The organism is Phycicoccus sp. HDW14, assembly GCF_011383005.1.
Classification (GTDB): Bacteria; Actinomycetota; Actinomycetes; order Actinomycetales; family Dermatophilaceae; genus Phycicoccus.
In genome coordinates this window covers 3,457,083-3,477,683 of the sequence record NZ_CP049935.1, presented here as the reverse complement: position 1 = coordinate 3,477,683, position 20,601 = coordinate 3,457,083, and the positions used below count along the sequence as shown (strand labels likewise).

Annotated in this window: 20 protein-coding genes and 1 pseudogene; 7 read left to right on the top strand and 14 right to left on the bottom strand. The window is 73.8% G+C overall.

Features of this window, described 5'->3' with window-relative positions; translation table 11 throughout:
• Nucleotides 1–3: 3 nt before the first annotated feature.
• The 9 genes and pseudogenes from G7075_RS17105 to G7075_RS17065 all read right to left on the bottom strand — a co-directional run bounded on the left by G7075_RS17105 (nucleotide 4) and on the right by G7075_RS17065 (nucleotide 10,883).
• Complete coding sequence (locus G7075_RS17105; RefSeq protein WP_166123624.1) at nucleotides 4–1,422, bottom strand: L,D-transpeptidase family protein; 1,419 nt, start codon at nucleotides 1,420–1,422, stop codon at nucleotides 4–6.
• Between the two features lie 141 nt (nucleotides 1,423–1,563).
• Nucleotides 1,564–3,069: a CoA-acylating methylmalonate-semialdehyde dehydrogenase gene (locus G7075_RS17100; protein ID WP_166123622.1), complete on the bottom strand. Its 1,506-nt coding sequence runs from the start codon at nucleotides 3,067–3,069 to the stop codon at nucleotides 1,564–1,566.
• A 77-nt stretch (nucleotides 3,070–3,146) separates the two neighbouring features.
• Nucleotides 3,147–4,208 (bottom strand): Gfo/Idh/MocA family protein, encoded by a 1,062-nt coding sequence (locus G7075_RS17095; RefSeq protein ID WP_166123619.1) that lies wholly within the window; start codon nucleotides 4,206–4,208, stop codon nucleotides 3,147–3,149.
• Entirely contained in the window at nucleotides 4,205–6,163 is a 1,959-nt protein-coding gene (gene iolD / locus G7075_RS17090) for a 3D-(3,5/4)-trihydroxycyclohexane-1,2-dione acylhydrolase (decyclizing) (protein WP_166123617.1), read from the bottom strand. The genes G7075_RS17095 and iolD overlap by 4 nt, the downstream gene beginning before the upstream one ends.
• Nucleotides 6,160–7,107 (bottom strand): 5-deoxy-glucuronate isomerase, encoded by a 948-nt coding sequence (gene iolB, locus G7075_RS17085; RefSeq protein WP_166123615.1) that lies wholly within the window; start codon nucleotides 7,105–7,107, stop codon nucleotides 6,160–6,162. Before iolB ends, iolD begins: the two co-directional genes overlap by 4 nt.
• Nucleotides 7,104–8,014 (bottom strand): annotated as a pseudogene (locus tag G7075_RS17080) (deoxyribose-phosphate aldolase). Before G7075_RS17080 ends, iolB begins: the two are co-directional and overlap by 4 nt.
• The gene (gene iolC / locus G7075_RS17075) at nucleotides 8,011–8,940 is read right to left on the bottom strand and encodes a 5-dehydro-2-deoxygluconokinase (protein WP_166124450.1); all 930 of its coding nucleotides are present in this window, start codon (nucleotides 8,938–8,940) and stop codon (nucleotides 8,011–8,013) included. Before iolC ends, G7075_RS17080 begins: the two are co-directional and overlap by 4 nt.
• Before the next feature lie 20 nt (nucleotides 8,941–8,960).
• Complete coding sequence (locus G7075_RS17070; RefSeq protein ID WP_166123613.1) at nucleotides 8,961–9,869, bottom strand: TIM barrel protein; 909 nt, start codon at nucleotides 9,867–9,869, stop codon at nucleotides 8,961–8,963.
• Between the two features lie 9 nt (nucleotides 9,870–9,878).
• The gene (locus G7075_RS17065) at nucleotides 9,879–10,883 is read right to left on the bottom strand and encodes a Gfo/Idh/MocA family oxidoreductase (RefSeq protein WP_166123611.1); all 1,005 of its coding nucleotides are present in this window, start codon (nucleotides 10,881–10,883) and stop codon (nucleotides 9,879–9,881) included.
• Between the two features lie 59 nt (nucleotides 10,884–10,942).
• Between G7075_RS17065 and G7075_RS17060 the strand changes: the two genes are divergently transcribed.
• On the top strand, nucleotides 10,943–11,683 hold the full coding sequence (locus tag G7075_RS17060) for a GntR family transcriptional regulator (protein WP_166123609.1): 741 nt from the start codon (nucleotides 10,943–10,945) through the stop codon (nucleotides 11,681–11,683).
• Between the two features lie 16 nt (nucleotides 11,684–11,699).
• Here the strand turns inward: G7075_RS17060 and G7075_RS17055 are convergent, their stop codons facing one another.
• Both G7075_RS17055 and G7075_RS17050 read right to left on the bottom strand, forming a co-directional pair.
• Nucleotides 11,700–12,473 (bottom strand): AAA family ATPase, encoded by a 774-nt coding sequence (locus tag G7075_RS17055; RefSeq protein WP_240917712.1) that lies wholly within the window; start codon nucleotides 12,471–12,473, stop codon nucleotides 11,700–11,702.
• A 35-nt stretch (nucleotides 12,474–12,508) separates the two neighbouring features.
• A complete protein-coding gene (locus G7075_RS17050; RefSeq protein WP_166123607.1) occupies nucleotides 12,509–13,315 on the bottom strand; it encodes an Ig-like domain-containing protein in 807 nt (268 codons plus the stop codon).
• 527 nt (nucleotides 13,316–13,842) lie between these two features.
• On the opposite strand from G7075_RS17050, the gene lysS reads away from it, so the two are divergent.
• The 4 genes from lysS to G7075_RS17030 all read left to right on the top strand — a co-directional run bounded on the left by lysS (nucleotide 13,843) and on the right by G7075_RS17030 (nucleotide 16,648).
• Nucleotides 13,843–15,294, top strand: coding sequence for a lysine--tRNA ligase (gene lysS, locus G7075_RS17045; protein WP_166124448.1), 1,452 nt, complete (start codon nucleotides 13,843–13,845; stop codon nucleotides 15,292–15,294).
• A 28-nt stretch (nucleotides 15,295–15,322) separates the two neighbouring features.
• Nucleotides 15,323–15,550: a hypothetical protein gene (locus G7075_RS17040; protein ID WP_166117794.1), complete on the top strand. Its 228-nt coding sequence runs from the start codon at nucleotides 15,323–15,325 to the stop codon at nucleotides 15,548–15,550.
• 118 nt (nucleotides 15,551–15,668) lie between these two features.
• Nucleotides 15,669–16,007 (top strand): Lsr2 family protein, encoded by a 339-nt coding sequence (locus G7075_RS17035; RefSeq protein WP_166123605.1) that lies wholly within the window; start codon nucleotides 15,669–15,671, stop codon nucleotides 16,005–16,007.
• Between the two features lie 59 nt (nucleotides 16,008–16,066).
• Nucleotides 16,067–16,648 (top strand): (2Fe-2S)-binding protein, encoded by a 582-nt coding sequence (locus G7075_RS17030; RefSeq protein WP_166123603.1) that lies wholly within the window; start codon nucleotides 16,067–16,069, stop codon nucleotides 16,646–16,648.
• 93 nt (nucleotides 16,649–16,741) lie between these two features.
• Here G7075_RS17030 and G7075_RS17025 read toward each other — a convergent pair whose 3' ends face one another.
• The 3 genes from G7075_RS17025 to ligD (G7075_RS17015) all read right to left on the bottom strand — a co-directional run bounded on the left by G7075_RS17025 (nucleotide 16,742) and on the right by ligD (G7075_RS17015) (nucleotide 18,983).
• On the bottom strand, nucleotides 16,742–16,999 hold the full coding sequence (locus G7075_RS17025; protein ID WP_166123601.1) for a hypothetical protein: 258 nt from the start codon (nucleotides 16,997–16,999) through the stop codon (nucleotides 16,742–16,744).
• A gap of 150 nt (nucleotides 17,000–17,149) precedes the next feature.
• Nucleotides 17,150–18,034 (bottom strand): non-homologous end-joining DNA ligase, encoded by an 885-nt coding sequence (gene ligD, locus G7075_RS17020; RefSeq protein WP_166123599.1) that lies wholly within the window; start codon nucleotides 18,032–18,034, stop codon nucleotides 17,150–17,152.
• Nucleotides 18,027–18,983, bottom strand: a complete 957-nt coding sequence (gene ligD, locus G7075_RS17015) for a non-homologous end-joining DNA ligase (protein ID WP_166123598.1) — start codon at nucleotides 18,981–18,983, stop codon at nucleotides 18,027–18,029. The genes ligD (G7075_RS17020) and ligD (G7075_RS17015) overlap by 8 nt, the downstream gene beginning before the upstream one ends.
• Nucleotides 18,984–19,023: 40 nt before the next feature.
• Between ligD (G7075_RS17015) and G7075_RS17010 the strand changes: the two genes are divergently transcribed.
• Together G7075_RS17010 and G7075_RS17005 are read left to right on the top strand one after the other, a co-directional pair.
• A complete protein-coding gene (locus tag G7075_RS17010; RefSeq protein ID WP_166123596.1) occupies nucleotides 19,024–19,584 on the top strand; it encodes an ATP-dependent endonuclease in 561 nt (186 codons plus the stop codon).
• 54 nt (nucleotides 19,585–19,638) lie between these two features.
• The gene (locus G7075_RS17005) at nucleotides 19,639–20,553 is read left to right on the top strand and encodes a Ku protein (protein ID WP_166123594.1); all 915 of its coding nucleotides are present in this window, start codon (nucleotides 19,639–19,641) and stop codon (nucleotides 20,551–20,553) included.
• Nucleotides 20,554–20,601: the final 48 nt, after the last annotated feature.

Sequence of the window (20,601 nt, the reverse complement as noted above, 5' to 3'; positions counted from 1 at the left end):
CGGTCAGTAGTGGCTGGTGACCGACGTGCCGATGGTCGCGAAGTCGTAGACCCACTTGGCGACCGGCACCGGGAGGTTGACGCAGCCGTGCGAGGCCGAGTAGCCGAAGGTCTTGCGCCACGGCGCACCGTGCAGGGCGAACCCGCGGTGGAAGAACGAGGACCACGGGACGTCGGGCGTCTCGTAGTTCGTGCCGTCGGCGTTGCTGCCGCGCATCGTCATCAGCGGGTTCTTGTAGTACACGGAGAACGTGCCGGTGACGGTCGGCTTCTGCGCCGAGCCGTTGACCATCGCGACCGGGCCGTAGACGACGTCGGCGCCGACGTAGGCCGTCATCGTGTGCCGGCTGAGGTTGACGTCGATCCACTTCTCGCCGACGCCCGCCGGGTAGGCGAGGTTCTCGGCACCCGGAGCGATCCGTCGCTCCTCCCAGGTGGCCTTGGTCGTCGAGTAGGCCAGCGTCCCGGAGTACTTCGTGCCCGACGCCAGGGCCGCGACGGTGGCGCCGACGAGGGCGTCGCCGTTCTTCACCGTGCGGCCGTCGACCTTCTCGCTGGCGACCTTGCGGACCTTGCCCGAGCTGTCGAGGTAGCGCAGGCCCTTGTGCGGGTCGCGCTCGGCCTTCTCGGCGACCCCGTCGACCCACGCCTTGACCTTCGCGCGGTCGACGACGGGCCTGCCCAGGGGAGTGCCGGCCGCGGGGAGCGTCACCCAGGCGGCCTTGGTGACGGCCTTGGCCGAGTACTTCTTCTCGCCCGTGTCGAGCACGACGGGCGCCTTGACGACCGCGTTGGCGGCGTCGGCGAAGGCCTGCGCGGCCGCCGTCGTGACGTCCGGCGTGCCGGCGACGAAGGCGACCTCGGCCTCGGCGGGCACGAGGTCGCGGGCCGCCTCGGCCACGACGTCCTGGAGGCTGGCGGGGTCGACGGTGCGACCGGCGACGGCGGGCGTGACCACGAAGGACTTCCGGTTCTTCGCCAGGGCGACCGTGGCGTCGCGCCCGGACTCGCCGGCCTCCTCGACGAGGGTGTCGACGGCGGCGGCCACGGCGGCGGCGTCGGTGGTGACGACGGCGTCGACGTCGTGGACCGAGACGAGGGAGGTGGCGTACCTCGACCAGCTGCGGTTGGCGGCGAAGACCGCCTCGACGGTGGCGTCGACGTCGACCGCGTACCCGAGGTCACGCAGGTGCGCCGACCGGGTGGACGAGCCGTTGTGGACGGTGACCGTGAGGGCCTCGGCCCGCTGGCGCACCGAGGCGGCGACCTCGTCGCGCGTCAGGCCCGCGACCGACGTCCCGCCGACGGCACTGCCCGGCAGCGCGAGGTCCGAGTAGTGCGACGCGTAGGCCGTGCCAACCCCCGTGAGCGCCAGCGGCACCGCGACGGCAGCGCCGACCAGCGCCTTCCTGCGTGACCCCATGGAACCGGTCCACCTTCCTGACCTGCGGCGCCGTCCCGTCCGGCACACCGACCCATGATGAGCCAGAAACCCCGTCACGACCACATCGGGACCGCATCCCGGGCGTCACGAACCCACAACGATGCGTGACGCCCGGGCCGCTCAGGCGTTCTGGGGGAAGCCCAGCTCGATGCCGCCGTGGCTCGGGTCGAGCCAGCGCGAGGTGACGACCTTGCCCCGGGTGAAGAAGTGCACGCCCTCCATGCCGTGGGCGTGGGTGTCGCCGAAGAGGCTGTTCTTCCAGCCGCCGAACGAGTAGTAGGCCATCGGCACGGGGATCGGCACGTTGACCCCGACCATCCCGACCTCGACCTCGTTCTGGAAGCGCCGGGCGGCCCCGCCGTCGTTGGTGAAGATCGCGGTGCCGTTGCCGTACGGGTTGGAGTTGATGAGCTCCAGGCCCTCGTCGTAGGTCTTCACGCGCACCACCGAGAGCACCGGGCCGAAGATCTCGTCGGTGTAGACCGACATCTCGGGCGTGACGTGGTCGAAGAGCGTCGGCTTGAGGAAGTACCCCTCCCCGTCGGCGTCGACGTCGCCCTCGCGGCCGTCGATGACGAGCGTCGCGCCCGCCTCGGTGCCGGCGTCGAGGTAGGACGTGACCTTGTCGCGGTGCTGCGCGGTGACGAGCGGGCCCATGTCGCAGCCGCGGGTGCCGTCGCCGGTGACGAGCTTGCCGACCCGGTCCTGGATCTTCTGCACGAGGTCGTCGGCGATGGTGTCGACGGCCAGCAGGGCCGAGATGGCCATGCAGCGCTCGCCGGCCGAGCCGAAGCCCGCGTTGACGGCGGCGTCGGCGGCGAGGTCGAGGTCGGCGTCGGGCAGCACGAGCATGTGGTTCTTCGCACCGCCGAGGGCTTGCACGCGCTTGCCGTGGGCGGTCCCGGTCTCGTAGACGTACTTCGCGATGGGCGTCGAGCCGACGAAGGAGACGGCCTTGACGTCGGGGTGGGTCAGCAGCGCGTCGACGGCCTCCTTGTCGCCGTGCACGACGTTGAGCACGCCGTCGGGCAGGCCGGCCTCCTTCCAGAGGGCGGCGACGGCGTTGACGGCCGACGGGTCCTTCTCGGAGGGCTTGATGACGACGGCGTTGCCGCACGCGATGGCCACCGGCACGAACCACAGCGGCACCATGGCCGGGAAGTTGAACGGGCTGATGACCGCGACGACACCGAGGCTCTGCCGGATGGAGTACACGTCGACCTTGGTCGAGGCGTTCTCGGTGAAGCCGCCCTTCATGAGGTGCGGGATGCCGCAGGCGAACTCGGCGACCTCGAGGCCGCGGGTCACCTCACCGACGGCGTCGGAGAGGACCTTGCCGTGCTCGGCGGTGATGAGCGCCGCGATCTCCTCCTTGCGCTCGTCGAGGAGCTGGCGGAACTTGAAGAGCACCTGGGTGCGCTTGGTGAGCGAGACGTTGCCCCACTCCTGCGCCCACGCCGCCTTGGCCGTGGCGACCACCTCGCCGACGAGCTCGGTCGATGCGAGGTCGAGGACCCCGGTCTGCTCACCGGTCGCCGGGTTGAAGACGGGGCTGGTGCGCTCGGCGGTGCCCTCCCACGGGGCGCCGGCGAGGAGGTGGGTGATGCGGGTGGGGGTCGTGCTCACGGGTATCGGTCCTTGTCCGTGCGGGTGGTGGATTCAGTGTGTCAGGTCGGCCGGGCCGTGTGGAGTCCGTGGTCGGTTCACGGACCGGCGACGGGATCAGCGGTCGCGGCGTACAGCGGTGGGCGGTCGGCGAGGTCGACGGCGACGGGCGTGCCGGAGGCCAGCGAGGCCATCCCGGCGGTGCTGACGGCGGTGGCCGCGTAGCCGTCCCAGGCCGAGGCACCGACCGCGCCGGTTCCGGACCGGATGCCGTCGACCCAGGCCTGCACCTCGGCGTCGTAGGCCCGGGCGAACCGGACGCGGTAGTCGTCCGGCACCGGGCCGCCCCAGCGCCCGGCGTCGCTCCCGACCCCGGTGGTCAGCAGGCCGGTGGTGTGCAGCCCGGCGGTCAGGGTCCCGCGCTCGGCCACCGCCTCGAAGCGCACCTCGTAGCCGACCTGGCTGTTGACGAAGACCTCGCTGGTGACGAGGCCGCCGCCGGCCATCCGGAAGAGCGCGACCTGCGGGTCGAGCACCCCCTCGGCGGCGTGCGACGTCGGGGCCGGCGCCAGGACGGTGACCTCGACGACCTCGTCGTCGAAGAGGAAGCGCGAGGAGTCGACCTCGTGGACGAGGCTGTCGCGCACGATCATCTCCGAGCGGAAGTCCGCGTTGGGGACCGACCGGTTGCGGTGCACGTTGTGCAGGACGAGCAGCCGGCCGTGCGCACCACCGGCCAGCGCCGCCCTGGCCTGCGCGTACTCGGGGTCGAAGCGGCGCATGAACCCGACGGTGACGAGTCGGCGCCCGAGCGCCGCCTCGGCCTCGACGAGCCGCAGGGACGACGCGTCGTCCATCGTCAGCGGCTTCTCGCAGAGCACCGGGGTGCCCGCGGCGAGGCAGGCGAGGACCTGCTCCTCGTGGACGAACCCGGGCGAGGCGATGACGACGGCGTCGACGTCCGGGGAGGCGACGAGCTCGAGCGGGTCGTCGACCGCGCGCACGCCGAGCCGGTCCGCGAGCGCGCCGGCCCGCGCGGTGTCGGGGTCGCTGACGGCGACGAGCGAGGCGCCGGCGACCCGGGTGGCCAGCCGCTCGGCGTGGTCGGTGCCCATGAGGCCGACGCCGACGGCGCCGACGCGCACGGTGGGGTGGCTCACCGGGTGGTCTCCTTCGGGGTGGTGGGTGCGAGGTGGGGGCGCTGGTCGGCCTTGGCCGCCCGGTAGGCGTCGGACGCGGCGCGGGTGGACTCGAGCGTCGAGGTCTGCGCGACCGGGACGTCCCACCACGAGTCGCTCGAGGGCGAGTGGACGCGCGGGTCGGTCTCGACGTGGATGACGAACGGCCCGCCGTCGCGCGGCCAGGCCCGGGCGTCGGCCACCGCGGCGACGAGCTCGTCGCGCGAGTGCACCTCGACGACGTGGGCACCGAGGCTGCGGGCGTTGGCGGCCAGGTCGACGGGCAGGTGGCCGCCGTCGAGCCGCCCGTCACCCCCGCGGTACTCGTAGCTCGTGCCGAAGCGCTGCGAGCCGAGACCCTCGGAGAGCGAGCCGATCGAGTGGAAGCCGTGGTTCTGGACGAGGACGACGACGAGCTTGACCCGCTCCTGGACGGCGACGACGAGCTCGGTCGGCATCATGAGGTAGCCGCCGTCGCCGACCATCGCGAACACGTCGCGGGTGTCGTCGGCCAGCGCGACGCCGAGGGCGCCGGGGATCTCGTAGCCCATGCACGAGTACCCGTACTCGACGTGGTACCCCTTCCGGTCGCGCACCCGCCACAGCTTGTGCAGGTCGCCGGGCATCGAGCCGGCGGCACAGAGGACGACGTCGCGCGGGTCGGTGTGCTCGTTGACGACCCCGAGCACCTGGCCCTGGGTGAGCAGGCCCTCGGCGAGCGCGTCGGTGACCTCGGCGGGCGGGTCGTAGGTGGCCTCGACCCGGGCGTCCCACTGCTGCCAGAGGTCGGCGGTGCGCTCGGCGTGAGCGGTGCCGACGTGCCATCCGTCGAGGGCCTCGGTCAGCGCGTCGAGGCCGGAGCGGGCGTCGGCGACGAGGGCCAGCCCGCTGTGCTTGCCGGCGTCGAAGGAGGCGACGTTGAGGCTGGCGAAGCGGACCCCGTTCTCGCGGAACGCGGTCCGGGACGCGGTCGCGAAGTCGGACCAGCGCGTGCCGATGCCGATGACGAGGTCGGCCTCGGCCGCGAGGGCGTTGGCCGCCGTCGTCCCGGTCGAGCCGACCGCCCCGACGAGCTGAGGGTGGCCGTGCGGCAGAGAGCCCTTCCCGGCCTGGGTCTCGGCGACCGGGATGCCGGTGGCCTCGGCGAACGCCGCGAGCGCCGCCTCGGCGCCGGAGTAGTGGACGCCTCCGCCGGCGACGACCAGCGGGCGCTCGGACGCCCGGACGGCGTCGGCGACGTCGCCCAGCCGCGACGGCTCGGCCGGCGGGCGCGCCACGTGCCACACTCGCTCGGCGAAGAGCTCGACCGGCCAGTCGAAGGCCTCGGCCTGGACGTCCTGCGGGAGGGAGATGGTCGCGGCGCCGGTCTCGGCCGGGTCGGTGAGCACGCGGCAGGCGCCGAGGAGGGCGGCCGGCAGCTGCTCGGGCCGGTCGACCTGGTCGTAGAAGCGGGACAGCGGCCGGAAGGCGTCGTTGACCGACACGTCGGCGGCGTGGGGCAGCTCGAGCTCCTGGAGCACGGGAGCGCTGACCCGGGTGGCGAAGGTGCCCGACGGCAGGAGGAGGACGGGGAGGCGGTTGATGGTGGCCAGCGCCGCGCCCGTGAGCATGTTCGTCGAGCCCGGCCCGACCGAGGCGGTGACCGCCCACGTCGAGAGCCGGTCGCGGTGCTTGGCGTGGCCGACGGCGGTGTGGACCATCGCCTGCTCGTTGCGGCCGAGGACGTAGCGCAGGCCCGGCTCGTCGCCGGCCTCCGCCGCCCGGACCTCGTCCTCGAGCAGGGCCTGCCCGATGCCCGCGACGTTGCCGTGCCCGAAGATGCCGAGGCACCCGGCGAACAGCCGCTGCCGCTCGCCGTCGCGCTCGGTCCACTGCTGCGCGAGGAAGCGCACGACCGCCTGGGCGACGGTGAGCCGGACGGTCTCGGGCGGGGTCATCGGGTGCCTCCCAGGGGCAGTCGCGGGTCGACGGGCTCGTCGGGCCAGGACTCCCGGACCCAGGCGTGGGCGGGGTCGTCGCAGATCCGCCAAGCGCGCTCGGACCCCGGGCCGGCCATGACGTTGAGGTAGTAGAGGTCGGCGTCGGGGGCGGCGACGGCCGGGCCGTGCCAGCCGTGCGGGACGAGGACGACGTCGCCGGTGCGCACCTCGGCGACGACGTCGAGCGGGCGCTCCTCGCTCGACCCGTAGACGCGCAGGTAGCCGACGGGGTCGGTGCCGCGCGGGTCGGTGGAGCGGGTCTCGACGTAGTAGATCTCCTCGAGCTCGGTCTCCTCGCCGGGGCGCTCCTCGTCGTGCTTGTGCGGGGGCCAGCTCGACCAGTTGCCCGCCGGCGTGACGACCTCGCAGACGAGGAAGGAGTCGGCGTCGAGGACGTCGGGCAGCCCCATGTTGCGGACCTCGCGGCTGGCGCGGCCGGCGCCCCGCAGCTCGACGGGGACCTCGGCGGCAGTGATGTGCCGGAACGGCTTCGGCTGCTCGGCCTTCGAGGCCGGGGCGCCGCACAGGGCGACCCGGGCCGGGCCGCCGGTGGTGTTGACGACGCGCAGGACCGACCCGCGCCCGGCGTAGACGACGTCGGTGGGCCCGTCGAAGACCGAGGCCCGGCCGACGAGGTCGGCGGTGTGGGTGGACCCGTCCGCCGCCGTCACCTCGACCCGCCACGAGCCCGCGAGGGGGACGACGAGCGTCTCCTCGTCGCCGCTGTCGTGCGCGACCACCGCGTCGACCTCGACGGCCGCGACCCGCAGGGTGGTGTGCGCCCAGCCGGGCACCGGGAGGGAGGCACCCGGCGTGACGGCGGCCTGGAAGGCGCCGTCGACCGCGGTGCCCCACGGCCGCACGTACTGCTCGTTGTCCCTGCCCCAGCCGGTGGTCGTCATGACACCCCACCGTGGACGAGGTCGGCGGCGACGTCCACCGCGGATGCGACGTCACCCTCGCGCGGGTAGAGCAGCGCCCTTCCGACGACGAGGCCGCGGACGGACGGCAGGTCCAGGGCCCGGCCCCAGGAGGCGTAGGTCTCGGCCGGCGCGCCCGCGGGGTCGCCCCCGAGCAGGAGGGTCGGCAGCGTCGTGGCGTCCATGACCCGCTCGAGGCCGTCGACGACCGGCAGCTTCATCCACGTGTGCGCGCTGGTGGCCCCAGGCCGGAGGCGACGTGGACCGCGCGGACCATCGAGTCGGCGTCGAGCAGGTTGCGGACCCGGCCGTCGTCGACGACCGACCAGAACGGCTCGACCATCGCCATCAGCCCGCGCTCGGCGAGGTCGGTGACCGCCTGCGCACACGCCTCGAGGGTGCGCACCGAGCCGGCGTCGTCGAGGGCGATGCGGGTGAGCATCTTGCCGCCGTCGAGACCGAGGCGCTGCACGGCGTCGGCGGTGTAGGCGGTGAACCGGTCGTCGAGCTCCCACGAGGACCCCTGCAGCCCACCGCGGTTCATCGACCCGATGACCACCTTGTCCTCGAGGGCGCCGAGGAGCAGGAGGTCCTCGAGGATGTCCGGGGTGCCGAGCACGCCGTCGACGCCGGGGCGCGCGAGGGCCGTCACGAGCCGCCCGAGCAGCTCGGAGCGGCTGGCCATCGCCATCGGGTCGGCCCCGACGCCGAGGGCGCCACGAGCCGGGTGGTCGGCGGCGACGAGCAGCAGCCGGCCGTCGTCGGGCAGGAGCGGGCGCAGCCGGCGCTCGTCCCAGGCGCGGGCGATGCGCTGCGGCTCGCGCGCCCGCCACTCGGTGAGCCGTGCGAGGTCGGCGGCGGTGACGGACGGGTCGGCCACGGCGGTCACCTCCCCGCCCCGGCGAGCGCGGCCTCGACCTCGGCGGTCGTCGGCATCGCGGTGGAGCACTCGAGCCGGCCGGCGACGATGGCCCCGGCGACGTTGGCGAAGCGGACCATCGGCTCGAGGTCCCAGCCCTCGAGCAGGCCGTGGACGAGGGCGCCGCCGAACGCGTCACCGGCCCCGAGCCCGTTGACGACGTCGACGGGGAACGGCGCGACCTCGACCCGCTCGTCGGCGGTGGCCGCGAGCACGCCGCGCGGACCCTGCTTGACGACGGCCAGCTCGACGCCGCGCTCGAGCAGCGCGTCGGCCGCCCGGTGGGGGTCGGTCTCGCCGACGGCGACCTCGCACTCCTCGCGGTTGCCGACGGCGACGGTGACCTGCTCGAGGGCCCGGCCGACCTCGGCGGTGGCCTCGGCGGGGTCGGACCAGAACATCGGGCGCCAGTCGAGGTCGAGCACCGTGTGGCGGGCCCGGGCGCGGACCGCCCAGGCGGCGTGGTGCGTGGCGCGGCTCGGCTCCTGGCACAGACCGGTGACGGTGGCCCAGAACACCCCGGCCGTGCGCACCGCCTCGAGCGGCAGGTCGTCGGCGGTGAGCAGGAGGTCAGGGGCCGTGGGCCAGCGGTAGAACGACAGCGGGAAGTGGTCGGGCGGGTGGACCTCGCAGAAGGTGACGGGGGTCGGCGGGCCGTCGCCGTCGGTGACGGCGATCGCGGAGGGGTCGACCCCGAGCCGCTCGGCCTCGCGCCGGACGTACCGGCCGAAGGCGTCGTCGGCGACCTTGGTGACGAGCACCGCGTGGTGGCCGTGGCGGGCCGCGGCGACCGCCACGTTCGTGGCGCTGCCGCCGAGGAACTTCTGGAAGGTGTCGACGTCCTCGAGCCCCACGCCGTGCTGGAGCGGGTAGACGTCGACGCCCGTGCGGCCCATCGCGACCAGGTCCGGGGCGCTCACGAGGCCACCCCGAGCCCGTCGGCGACGGCGACGACGTGGGCCACCGAGGCCCGGACGTCGGCGGCCGGGTCGAGGCCGGTCGTCGCGGGGTCGGCGTCGAGGATGGTGTCCTGCTCGAGCACGTACCAGCCCGTGTACCCGGCGCCCTCGAGCGACCCGATGATGGCGGCGACGTCGACGTCACCCGCGCCGAGCGGCACGTACATCCCCTGCGCGACGGCGTCGGTGTAGGTCAGCTCGCCGAGCTGCACCCGGCGGGCGAGGTCGAGGCGGACGTCCTTGAGGTGCACGTGCCCGATGCGCTCCGGGTGCTCGGCCGCCACCGCCACCGGGTCGCCGCCGCCGATGAGGAGGTGGCCGGTGTCGAGGCACAGCGCGACCCGGCTGCCCGCGAGGACGCGCTCGGTCTCGGTGCCGCTCTCGACGATCGTGCCGACGTGCGGGTGGAGGGCGGCGAGCAGGCCGACGGCGGCCGCGGCGTCGCTGATCCGGTCGAGGTTGGCCAGAAGGGTGCGCCAGTGGTCGTCGTCGAGCACGGGCCGCTCGTCGTACCCCTCGGCGCCGGTGGCCGCCGCGATGACGACGACCCCGGCCCGCGCCGCGACGAGGCCCTCCATCGCCTCCTCGACGACCGGGAGCGGGTCGACCTGCGGGTCGTGGAGCACGACCGGCACGAACTGGCCGACGGCGCGCAGGTGGGCGCCCTCGAGCGTCGAGACCTTCCCCTCCGGGCTGTCGGGCAGGAAGCCGTCGGGCCCGAACTCGGTGGCGGACAGGCCGACCGCGTGCATCTGGGCGAGGACGTCGTCGGGGGACATCTGGTGGCCCCAGCCGGGCACCTCGCAGACGCCCCAGGAGATGGGGGCCCCGGCGATGCGCTGGCGGACGGGTACGGCGGTGCTCATCAGGGTCCTTCAGGTGGTGGGGATCTCGGACAGGGCGACGGGTCGCCCCTCGGTGAGGGCGATGGTGCAGGCCTCGACGACCCGGAACGCCTCGAGGGCGTCGCGGACCGTGCAGGGGCTCGGGGTGGCGCCGCGCGCGACGTCGAGGAAGGCGGCGAGCTCGGTGCGGTAGGCCGGCTCGAAGCGGTCCATGAACGCGTCGTGGACGGGCCCGCGGGGGAAGTCGACGTCGTCCTCGACGCTGCGCAGGGCCAGGGAGTGGTCCAGCCCCACCGCCACCGACCCCTCGGACCCGACGACCTCGAGGCGCACGTCGTGCCCCTGGCCGGAGTGGCGCGTGGTCGTGAGGACCGCGACGGTGCCGTCGTCGAGGGTCAGCAGCGCGGCGGCCGTGGCGACGTCACCGGCGGCGGCGAAGAACGGCTCGCCCTTGGCCCCGCCGACGGCCTGCACCCGCACGACCTCCCGGCCGGTGACGAAGCGGACGACGTCGGCGTCGTGCACGGCGCAGTCGCGGAAGATGCCGCCCGAGGTGGGGAGGTAGTCGGCGTGCGGCGGACGCCGGTCCGAGGTGGTGGCGCGCAGGAGGTGGACGAACCCGAGCTCGCCGGAGGCCACGGCCTCGCGAGCCCGCCGGTAGCCCGTGTCGAAGCGACGCTGGAAGCCGACGTGCACGGGGACCTCGGCGGCCTCGACGAGCCGGACGACGTCGACGGTCTCCTCGAGCGTGGCCGCCACCGGCTTCTCGACGAAGGCGGGGACCCCGGCGGCGACGGCGGCCCGCACGAGGGGCGCGTGGCCGGGGGTCGAGGTCGCGACGACGAGGGCGTCGAGGTCGGCGTCGAGCAGCTGGTCGACGGAGGTCGCGGTGGCCGCGGGGAGCGAGTCGGCGACGGCGGTGGCCCGGGCGGCGTCCGCGTCGGCGACGACGAGGTGCTCCACGCCGTCGAGCCCGGCGAGGGTCCGGGCGTGGAAGGCGCCGATCCTCCCGGCACCGGCGAGACCGATCCGCATGTGACCTCCTTTGTCAGGACATACTGACACGGCCCGGGACCCGCTGTACAGTCCCGACCATGGTGGCCCGACGGTTGGACGTGCGCATCGACCGCACCTCCCCGATCCCGCTCTGGCACCAGCTGGCCGAGCAGCTCGGGGACGCCGTCCGCTCCGGGACCCTCGCCCCCGGCGACTCCGTCGAGAACGAGGTCGACCTCGCGGCCCGGATCGGCCTGTCCCGCCCCACCGTGCGGCGCGCGATGCAGGACCTCGTCGACCGCGGCCTGCTCGTCCGGCGCCGCGGCATCGGCACCACCGTCGCGCCGGCGCGGGTCCACCGGCAGGCCGAGCTGTCCAGCCTGCACGACGACCTCGTGCGCTCGGGCCGGACACCGGGGACCACGGTGCTCTCGCTCGGGGTCACGACCGACCTCGCAGCCGCCACCGCCCTCGAGCTGCCCTCCGACACACCGCTGCTCGGCGTGGTCCGGCTGCGGGTCGTTGACGGGCGACCGCTGGCCGTCCTGCACAACTGGCTGCCCCCGAACCTGTCCGACCTGACGTCCGAGGAGCTGGAGTCGACCGGCCTGTACGCCGCGCTGCGGGCCCGGGGCGCCGTCCCCGTCGTCGCCCGGCAGGCCATCGGGGCCCGGATGCCGACACCCGAGGAGCGCCGCCGGCTCGGGCTGCAGGGCACCCGTCCCGTGCTGACGATGACCCGCACGGCCTTCGGGCCGCACGGCGAGCCGATCGAGCACGCGAACCACTGCTACGACGCCGACGCCTACTCCCTCGAGATGACGCTCGCCGAGCGGTGAGGGTCGCCTCCGGGCGTCAGAGGTCGTCGAGGTCGTCGACGACGTGCCGCAGGTAGCGGCGGGGGTGCTCGAGGAAGCCGCGGTGGTGGGCGACGACGTCGAGGTCCTCCCACGTGCTGCGCCGGACGCCGTGCTCGCCGAGCTCGAGGAGCCTCGCCCCGGGGATGGCCGCCAGCACCGGTGAGTGGGTGGCGATGACGACCTGGGTACGCGGCCGCCGGGCCATCTCGGTGAGCTCGGCGACGAGGTGCAGCTGCGCGGAGAACGACAACCCGGCCTCGGGCTCGTCGAGCACGAACAGCCCCTCACCCCGGAACCGCTTCGTACCGAGGAGCGCGACGAACGACTCTCCGTGCGACAGCGTGTGGAAGAGCGGGTCGCGGCTCCACGGCGACTCCGACCGGGAGGTGTCGAGGTAGGTGAAGAGGCCGTGCATCGTCTCGGCGCGCACGAAGTAGCCCCAGCGCGGCGCCCCGGGGTCGCGGACCACCCGGACCCACTCGTGCAGCGGTGACTCGCTGGCGTGCGTGCGGTGCTGGGCACCGGTGGACCCGCCCTCGGCGTTCATCCCCGCGGCCATGGCCAGGGCCTCGACGAGGGTCGACTTGCCCGAGCCGTTCTCGCCGACGAGCACCGTGCAGCGGGCGAGGTCGAGGCCGTGGGTGAGGACCTGCTCGACGGCCGGGACGGTGCGCGGCCAGGTGCCGGGCTCGGGCAGCTCGATATGCTGGACCCGCTCGAGCCGCCGGGCCGGCAGCCCCTCCTCCCACGCCTGCCGCCTGCTCGCCACGGGAGGACCGTAGCGAGCAGGACCGACAGGATCCGTCAGGCGCCCTCGACCACCACGCGGCGGCGACGACGGGCCACGCCGACGAGCAGCACACCGGCGAACAGCGCCCCGAACCCGGTGAGCAGGAACGGCGCCAGCTCGGCACCGGTCTGCGCGAGCGAGCCCGGCGGCACCGTGATGGTCAGCGTCGTCGTGTAGACGTTGCCGGCCGTGTCGGTCACCGAGTAGGCGATCGTCGCCGTGCCGCTGTAGCCGTCGGCGGGCGTGAAGGTGATCGTCCCGTCGGGGTTGACCACCCAGGTCCCGACCCCGTCCTCGGTGTACTCCTTGAGGCAGGTGCCGTGCGGCACGAGGCAGACCGAGCTCGGCACCCACTCCTCGCCCGTGGGCGGGGTGTCGTTGGCGAGCACGTCGACCGTGACGGGCGTACCCGGCTTCGCGGCGACCTTGTTCGGCGCGACGACACCGGCCGGGCCGACCACGACCCGGACGGTCGCCTCGACCGTCGTGCCGTTCGCGTCCGCCACCGAGTAGCCGATGGGGGCCACGGTGCCGGTGAAGCCCGCCTCCGGGGTGAAGGTCACCACGCCGTCGGCGCCGACGGTGAAGGTGCCCTGGCCCGGGACCGTCGCCGTCTTGCCGTCCGCCGAGACCGTGCTGCCGCGGGGCAGCCCGTCCGGCAGCAGCCGGACCGAGGTCACCGAGGTGACGTCCCACGACCCGTCCGAGCCGTCGGTGGCGTTGCCCGGGGTGTCGTTGCCCAGCGGGGACAGCGTGACCGGCACATTCTGCGGCGTCGTCGCACGGTCCGGCGTCGCCGTCGGTCCGGGCTGGACGAGCACGGTGAGCAGGCGGTGTCCGTCGTGCCGTTGCTGTCCTCGATGTGGCTTGTATGCCTCCCAACCCGGCTCCGGCGGCGAGGACGCCTGCCAGGACGGGACGCAGGATGCGGGACGGGCGCGCGGGCGCGGACGGGCTCGGGAACGAGTCCCGACGCATGGTTCTCCTGGGCGGCACGGAGTGACAACTTTGTCCGGCCCGTCGTGAACCGGTCACCGTCGAGAGGGTGGGGGGTGCAGGTAGGCCTCGCCCGCGCCCCTGACGATGGTGGGGACTGGCCCGGCTCGCCTCCCGCAGAGCACTTCTCAGCCGTTCGGCGGATGCCCCAGGCGTACGACGTGCGTCACCCGGCCATCCGTCGGTCCCCACCGCGAGCGCCGGGGAGGGCTCGACCCCGGACGCGCCGCTGGTCAGCGCACGCGACCACGTCCCGGCCGCCGGTCCGGCGCTCCGGCGGGCCCCCGTACGCTTGAGCACCGTGACCGAGAACGCCACCCCCGCCGTCCCCGAGGTCGACCTGCCCGAGCAGATGCGGGTCCGTCGCGAGAAGCGCGACCGCCTCATCGGGGCCGGCGGCGAGGCCTACCCCGTCGCCGTCCCGCGCACGCACTCCCTCGAGGAGGTCCGCGAGCGGTGGGGGCACCTCGAGACCGGTGCCGAGACCGACGACGTCGTCGCGGTCGCCGGCCGCGCCGTCTTCGTCCGGAACACCGGCAAGCTCGCCTTCGCCACGCTCCAGGAGGGCGCCGGTACCCGCCTCCAGGTGATGCTCAGCCTCGCCGAGGTGGGCGAGGAGGCGCTGGCCGCCTGGAAGGCCGACGTCGACCTCGGCGACCACGTGTGGGTCGAGGGCCGGGTCATCTCCTCACGCCGGGGTGAGCTCTCGGTGATGGCCACGCGCTGGGGGATGGCGAGCAAGGCGCTGCGGCCGCTGCCGGTGCTGCACAAGGAGCTGTCCGAGGAGTCGCGGGTGCGCCAGCGCTACGCCGACCTCGTCGTGCGCCAGGAGGCCCGCGACATGGTGCGCACCAAGGCCGCGGCCCTGCGCGCCGTGCGCTCGGTGCTCGACGGGCAGGGGTACGTCGAGGTCGAGACCCCCGTCATCCAGCTCGTCCACGGTGGCGCCGCGGCCCGGCCGTTCCGGACGCACATGAACGCTTTCGACCACGAGATGGTCCTGCGCATCGCCCTCGAGCTGAACCTCAAGAAGGCCGTCGTCGGCGGGGTCGACCGGGTCTACGAGATGGGCCGGATCTTCCGCAACGAGGGCGTCGACGCCACGCACTCACCGGAGTTCACGATGCTCGAGGCCTACCAGGCCTGGGGCGACCAGACCTCCATCGGGGCGCTGATGCGCGACCTGTACCTCGGCGTCGCCGACGAGCTCGGCTCGCGGCAGGTCGAGACCCCGGCCGGCACGGTCGACCTCGACGGCGAATGGCGCTGGCTGCCGGTGTACGACGCGGTGAGCGAGGTCGTCGGCGAGACCGTCACGATCGACACCCCGCGCGAGACCCTCCTCGGGTACGCCGAGCGGCACGGGGTCGAGGTCGACCCGGGGCTCGAGAAGGACAAGGTCTTCCTCGAGCTGCTCGGCGAGCTCGTCGAGCCGCAGCTGCTCCAGCCGACGTTCCTCTGCGACTACCCGGCCATCGCCCAGCCGCTGGCCCGGCCCCACCGCAGCGCGCCGGGGCTCATCGAGGCCTGGGACCTGATCATCGCCGGGGTCGAGCGCGGCACCGGGTTCTCCGAGCTCGTCGACCCCGTCGTCCAGCGCGAGGTGCTCACCGCGCAGTCGCTGCGTGCGGCCGGCGGCGACCCCGAGGCGATGCAGCTCGACGAGGACTTTCTGCGGGCCCTCGAATACGGTGCACCGCCGATGGGCGGGCTCGGTCTGGGAATCGACCGGCTCGTCATGCTCTTCACCGGAGCCTCCATCCGCGAGACCATCCTCTTCCCCCATCTCAAGCCGGAGGCCTGAGCCGATGGATTCGCTCGTCCCCTACCTCGTGGCCATCGTGCCGACCATCGTCGTCGCGGCGTTCTTCTACGTGATCATCACCCGGATGATCGAGGGCGACCGCCGGGAACGGTTGGCGCAGAGCAAGTTCGAGGCCGACGAGGATCGTCGCAGGTCAGCGGCCGATGCGGGCGCGGGTGCCGCCGGAAATGCACCGGCCGACGACATCACGGAAACCCCCGGGGACGCCGGCGCGACGGACGGCAATCGTCCCTGAGTTTTCTGCGAATGCGCAGTCTTTACCTTTGCTTTACGATTACTATACCGAGGGTATAACCGTCATGGGGCAGGCTCGGTGCCGTCCCGGAAATCATCCACCTCCGAAGGAAACACAGATGGCCAAGAAGGTCCAGGTCCTGCTCGTCGACGACGTCGACAAGGAGTCGCCCGCCGACGAGACGGTGACGTTCTCGCTCGACGGCGTCAGCTACGAGATCGACCTCACGAGCGCCAACGCCGCCAAGCTCCGCGACTCGCTCGCCGTGTGGATCGGCCACGCCGAGCGCACCGGCGGACGCCGCTCCAGCGGTCGGTCGGCAGGGTCGTCGGGCAAGGGGGCCCGCCGCGACGTCAGTGCGATCCGCGAGTGGGCCCGCTCCAACGGCTACGACATCAGCGAGCGCGGGCGGATCTCCACGGAGGTCCAGGAGGCCTACGAGAAGGCCAACTCCTGACCCACCCCGGCTCCACGAGCACGGCGGCGGCACCCGACCCGGGTGCCGCCGCTGTTCGCATGTCCCGGCGGCACGCGTGGCTGCGCTTCACCGCCGAGGGCCCTCCGCTGCCCCGGCGGCTCGACGGCGCGCAGGTCGAGGGGTGGCAACGCGGCCTCGGGGTGCTGCACGCCCGCTGGTACGACGGCGTCGCCCCGCCGGCCGTCGCGGCCGTCTTCGTCCTGCAGTGGCTGCTCCAGGTGCCCGCGCACACGGCGGCGCACGCAGCGGCCGCCGGTCCGTGGCGGGCCCTGCTGCCCGACCTCACGTTCTCCCTCGGCGGCGCGCTCGTGCCCGACGTCGTGCGGCTCGTCGGGCTGGTCGCCGACGACGGCGACCTCGGCGCCCGGCTCGACGCCGCCGAGGACGACTACCGCGCGGTCGCCGCGCCGCTGGCCCAGGCGTACCCGTCCTCGGTGCGGCTCGGGCCGCACGTCCGCTCGGCGCTGGTCGACGACATGTGGGCCGCGGCCCGGCGGGAGGCCGAGGGCGCGGCCGGTGTCGTGCGGCCGGGAACCCTTCCGCGGCAGTCGTGCTGCCTCATCTACGCCCTGCCCGGGTGCGTCGAGTGCGCCGGCTGCCCCCGCCTGCGCACCCCCTGACCCCGACCTCGTGCGGGGTGCGGGCGGTTCGACGCACGTCTCGGGGGTCACAACCGCCCTCACGTCGCACGGAGTGGGTGGTGGGGGCGGGGGTCAGGCGAGGTCTGCGCGGACGAACCGGGTGCCGTCCCAGCGGTAGGTGACCGCCCGCGTGTTGGCCTCCGACGGGAGGGCCGCCAGGTCGGGCGCCGCCCGGAGGACCCGGGGGTGCGGGTCGAGCACCCCCGCTGCGGCCGCCGCGGCCGGTGGGAGGGCTGCGGTGCCGACGAGCGCGACGGCGGCGGCCGAGGTGAGCGCCCCGAGGACGCGCCGGCCGGAGGGACGAGGGTTCGGGGTGCGGGTCCTGGTCATGGCCCCACGCTGCGCCGCCCGCGAATGCCCCCGCTGTGCGCTCGCTGTGTAGCCTCGATGACCCACTGATTGCCCAGAACCCACCTCGGGAGCGCGTTCTCGCGCCCGTCCCGGTGGGTTCTGGGCAACAAGTCGGGCGGGAGCCGGGGGTCAGGGGAGGTCGGCGAGGAGGTCGCCGTCGCGCTCGACGCGCTCGAGCACCTCGTCGAACATCAGCTGCTGCAGCGAGTCCGGCTCCTGCGCACCGCGTTCCACCTCGTCCCAGGTGCGCGGCGCCGCGACGTGGGGCAGCTCGCGCCCGCGCATGGAGTACGGGCTGATGGTCGTCTTCGCGGCGACGTTCTGGCTCCAGTCGAGGAAGACCTTCCCCGGGCGCAGCGACTTGGTCATCTTCCAGAGCACGAGGTCCGGGTGCTTCTTCGTCATCTCCTGGGCCAGCTGCATCGCCAGCTCACGGACCTCGTCGGAGGACAGGTCGCCGCCGAGCCCCGCGTACAGCTGCATCCCCTTGCTGCCCGAGGTGACCGGGTACAGCTCGAGCCCCAGCCGCTCGAGCCGAGCCCGCAGGACCAGGGCGACCTGGGCGCACTCGTGCAGCCCCGCCGGCTTGCCCGGGTCGAGGTCGATCACCAGCCGGTTCGGGTTCTGCCGCACGCCGTCCGCGTCGACCGTCCACTGCGGGACGTGCAGCTCGAGGGAGTTGAGGTTGACGAGGTAGGCGATCTCGGCGACCCCGGCCACGAGCGGGTAGGTGACGTCGTCGATGGGCACCCGCGGCAGCCACGACGGCGCCCCGGACGGCAGGTTCTTCTCGAAGAACATCTGGTCCTCGACGCCGTGCGGCCAGCGCACCCGCGTGACCGGCCGGTCGGCGAGGTGCGGCAGCATCACCTCGGCGATGCGCGCGTAGTAGTCGAGCACCTCGCCCTTGGTCGTCTCGGTGGCGGGGTACATCACCTTCTCGAGGCTGGTCAGCTTCAACCGGCGCCCGGCCACCTCGACCCGCGTCACCGACGGCACGTACCGCTCAGCCACCCTCCTCCACCTCCCGCAGCTCCTCGGGCGTCAGGTCGTGCCGGACGCCGAGGTAGGTCGGCTGGCGCAGCCGGTGGTCGGCGGTGAGCATCAGCGTGCGCACCTCGACGACCAGCCGCGGCTGCACCCACGTCGTGCCCGACGCGTCGATGCGCGGCACCTCGTCGGAGAACGGGGAGGTGTCGCACTCGGCGGACCGCAGCCGCCGCAGCAGCGCCGCCCCGGCGGACCCGGCCAGCCCCGAGCCCACCCGGCCCGCGTAGCGCCAGCCGCCGTCGTCGTCGGGCAGCCCGACGAGCACCGCCCCGAGCCGGTCGGCGGACGACGCGCCCGACCCGACCTCCGGCCGCCAACCCCCGACGACGACCGAGTAGGTGCGCCGGTGAGCCACCTTGCGCCAGTCCGCCGAGCGCCGGCCCGGCAGGTAGGTCGCCGAGCGGCGCTTGCTGACCACGCCCTCGAGCCCCTGCTCGCCGGTGACCCGCAGCAGCAGCTCGCCGTCGTCGTGGACCTCGGGGACGTGCCACGAGCGGCCGTCGAGCTCGAGCTCCTCGAGGAGCTTCCGGCGCACGCTCCACGGCTGGCGGGTGAGGTCCTGGCCGAAGAGGCGCAGCAGGTCGAAGACCATGAGGGTGACCGGCCGCGACGCCACGAGCTTCTCGGCCTGGCGCCGCTTCGTGACGTGCATCCGCTCGGCGAGGGCGTGGAAGCTGGGGCGGCCGTCGTCCATCGCGACGACCTCGCCGTCGAGCAGCAGGTCGTCGTAGGTGTCGGCGAGGCCGTCGAGCTCGGGGAAGGCCGGGGTGACGTCGCGCTCGGTCCGCGACGAGACCGTCACCGAACCGCCGCGCACGTCGACGAGCACGCGCATCCCGTCCCACTTCACCTCGTGCACCCAGGCGTCGCCGCGCGGCGGGGCCTCCGCGGCGGTCGCGAGCATCGGGCGCATGGGCCCATCCTGCCCGCCCGCTCGGGCTACGGTCACGGACATGGAGGCCATGGGCACCGGCGGGCCGGTCGTGCTCGTCGAGGGCGAGAGCGACGCGGTGCTCGTGCGCGCCCTGCTCGCCCGCCGGGGTGCGCCCGCCGAGGTCGTGCCGATGGGTGGGGTCACCAACCTCGCCGCGCACCTCGACGCCCTCGGCGGGCCGGGCCCCGGCGTGCTCGCGCTCGTCGACGCCCCGGAGGTGCGGTTCGCGGTCGGGGCGCTGCGCCGGCACGGGGTGCGGGCCGAGACGGTCGAGGAGCTCGGCTGGCACGGCGTGCTCGTCTGCGACCGCGACCTCGAGGACGTCCTCATCCGCTCCCTCGGCCCGGACGCCGTCCTCGACGCCCTCGCGGGGATGTCCGAGCTCGGCGCGTTCGAGTCCCTCGCCCAGATGCCGCACTGGCGCGGACGGCCGGTCGCCGAGCAGTTGCACCGCTTCGCCGGGTCGGGGTCCGGGCGCAAGGTCCGGCTGGCGGCGCGGCTCGCCGACCGGCTCGACCCCGACGCCCTGCCCGACCCGCTCGGTCCGCTCGTCGAGGCCGTCGTCGTCATCGGCGCCTGAGGCCGGGCGACCCGACCCCTCCCCAGCGGCCCGCGACCCGCCTACGCTGGGACGATGCGAGCGATCTGGAAGGGTGCGGTCTCCTTCGGGCTGGTCAACGTGCCCGTGCGCCTGTACTCCGCCACCGAGAACCACGACGTGCAGTTCCGTCAGGTGCACCGCGAGGACGGCGGGCGCATCAAGTACAAGCGCACCTGCTCGATCGACGGCGAGGAGGTGAGCTACGACGACATCGCCAAGGGCTACGAGACCGAGGACGGCGACATGGTCGTGCTCACCGACGACGACTTCGCCGACCTGCCGAGCACCTCGTCCAAGGAGATCGGCGTGACGAAGTTCGTCCCCGCCGACCAGATCGACCCCATGTGGCTCGACAAGAGCTACTACCTCGAGCCCGACAAGTCCGCCACCAAGCCGTACGTGCTGCTGCGCGACGCCCTCGAGACCGAGAAGCGGATGGCCATCGTCACCGTCGCGATCCGCACCCGGACGACGATGGCCGTGCTGCGCGTGCGCGACGGCGTCATCGTCATGCAGACGATGCTCTGGCCCGACGAGATCCGGGCCGCCGACTTCGCCGCGGTCACCGAGGACCAGAAGGCCAGCCGGCAGGAGATGGACATGGCGCGCATGCTCATCGACCAGCTGGCCGGCGACTACGAGCCCGACGAGTACGAGGACGACTACGCCCTGGCCGTCAAGGAGCTGGTGCGGGCCAAGGTCGAGGGCGGCGAGGTGCGGGTGGCCGCGCCCGAGGAGGAGGAGTCCGGCGAGGTCGTCGACCTGCTCGCGGCCCTGTCCCGCTCGGTCGAGAAGGCCAAGGCCTCCCGCGGGGAGGCGCCGGCCCCGGCGAAGAAGACGGCGAAGAAGGCGGCGGCGAAGAAGGCCCCCGCCACGAAGAAGGCCGCCGCCACGAAGACCACGGCCAAGAAGTCGACGGGCAAGAAGGCCGAGAAGAAGGCCAGCTGACCCTCCCGGCGGAGGGGGGAGGAAACCCGGACAATGCGCGAGAATGTC

Excerpts from the sequence above, each read along its gene's own strand:
- iolC (WP_166124450.1), bottom strand. The coding sequence starts at position 8,940 with ATGGGCCGCACGGGCGTCGACGTCTACCCGCTCCAGCACGGCGTGGGG.
- iolD (WP_166123617.1), bottom strand. The coding sequence starts at position 6,163 with ATGACCCCGCCCGAGACCGTCCGGCTCACCGTCGCCCAGGCGGTCGTG.
- G7075_RS17035 (WP_166123605.1), top strand. The coding sequence starts at position 15,669 with ATGGCCAAGAAGGTCCAGGTCCTGCTCGTCGACGACGTCGACAAGGAG.
- ligD (WP_166123598.1), bottom strand. The coding sequence starts at position 18,983 with ATGCGCCCGATGCTCGCGACCGCCGCGGAGGCCCCGCCGCGCGGCGAC.
- G7075_RS17010 (WP_166123596.1), top strand. The coding sequence starts at position 19,024 with ATGGAGGCCATGGGCACCGGCGGGCCGGTCGTGCTCGTCGAGGGCGAG.
- G7075_RS17025 (WP_166123601.1), bottom strand. The coding sequence starts at position 16,999 with ATGACCAGGACCCGCACCCCGAACCCTCGTCCCTCCGGCCGGCGCGTC.
- iolB (WP_166123615.1), bottom strand. The coding sequence starts at position 7,107 with ATGACGACCACCGGCTGGGGCAGGGACAACGAGCAGTACGTGCGGCCG.
- G7075_RS17065 (WP_166123611.1), bottom strand. The coding sequence starts at position 10,883 with ATGCGGATCGGTCTCGCCGGTGCCGGGAGGATCGGCGCCTTCCACGCC.
- G7075_RS17030 (WP_166123603.1), top strand. The coding sequence starts at position 16,067 with ATGTCCCGGCGGCACGCGTGGCTGCGCTTCACCGCCGAGGGCCCTCCG.
- G7075_RS17070 (WP_166123613.1), bottom strand. The coding sequence starts at position 9,869 with ATGAGCACCGCCGTACCCGTCCGCCAGCGCATCGCCGGGGCCCCCATC.
- G7075_RS17005 (WP_166123594.1), top strand. The coding sequence starts at position 19,639 with ATGCGAGCGATCTGGAAGGGTGCGGTCTCCTTCGGGCTGGTCAACGTG.
- G7075_RS17105 (WP_166123624.1), bottom strand. The coding sequence starts at position 1,422 with ATGGGGTCACGCAGGAAGGCGCTGGTCGGCGCTGCCGTCGCGGTGCCG.
- G7075_RS17060 (WP_166123609.1), top strand. The coding sequence starts at position 10,943 with ATGGTGGCCCGACGGTTGGACGTGCGCATCGACCGCACCTCCCCGATC.
- lysS (WP_166124448.1), top strand. The coding sequence starts at position 13,843 with ATGCGGGTCCGTCGCGAGAAGCGCGACCGCCTCATCGGGGCCGGCGGC.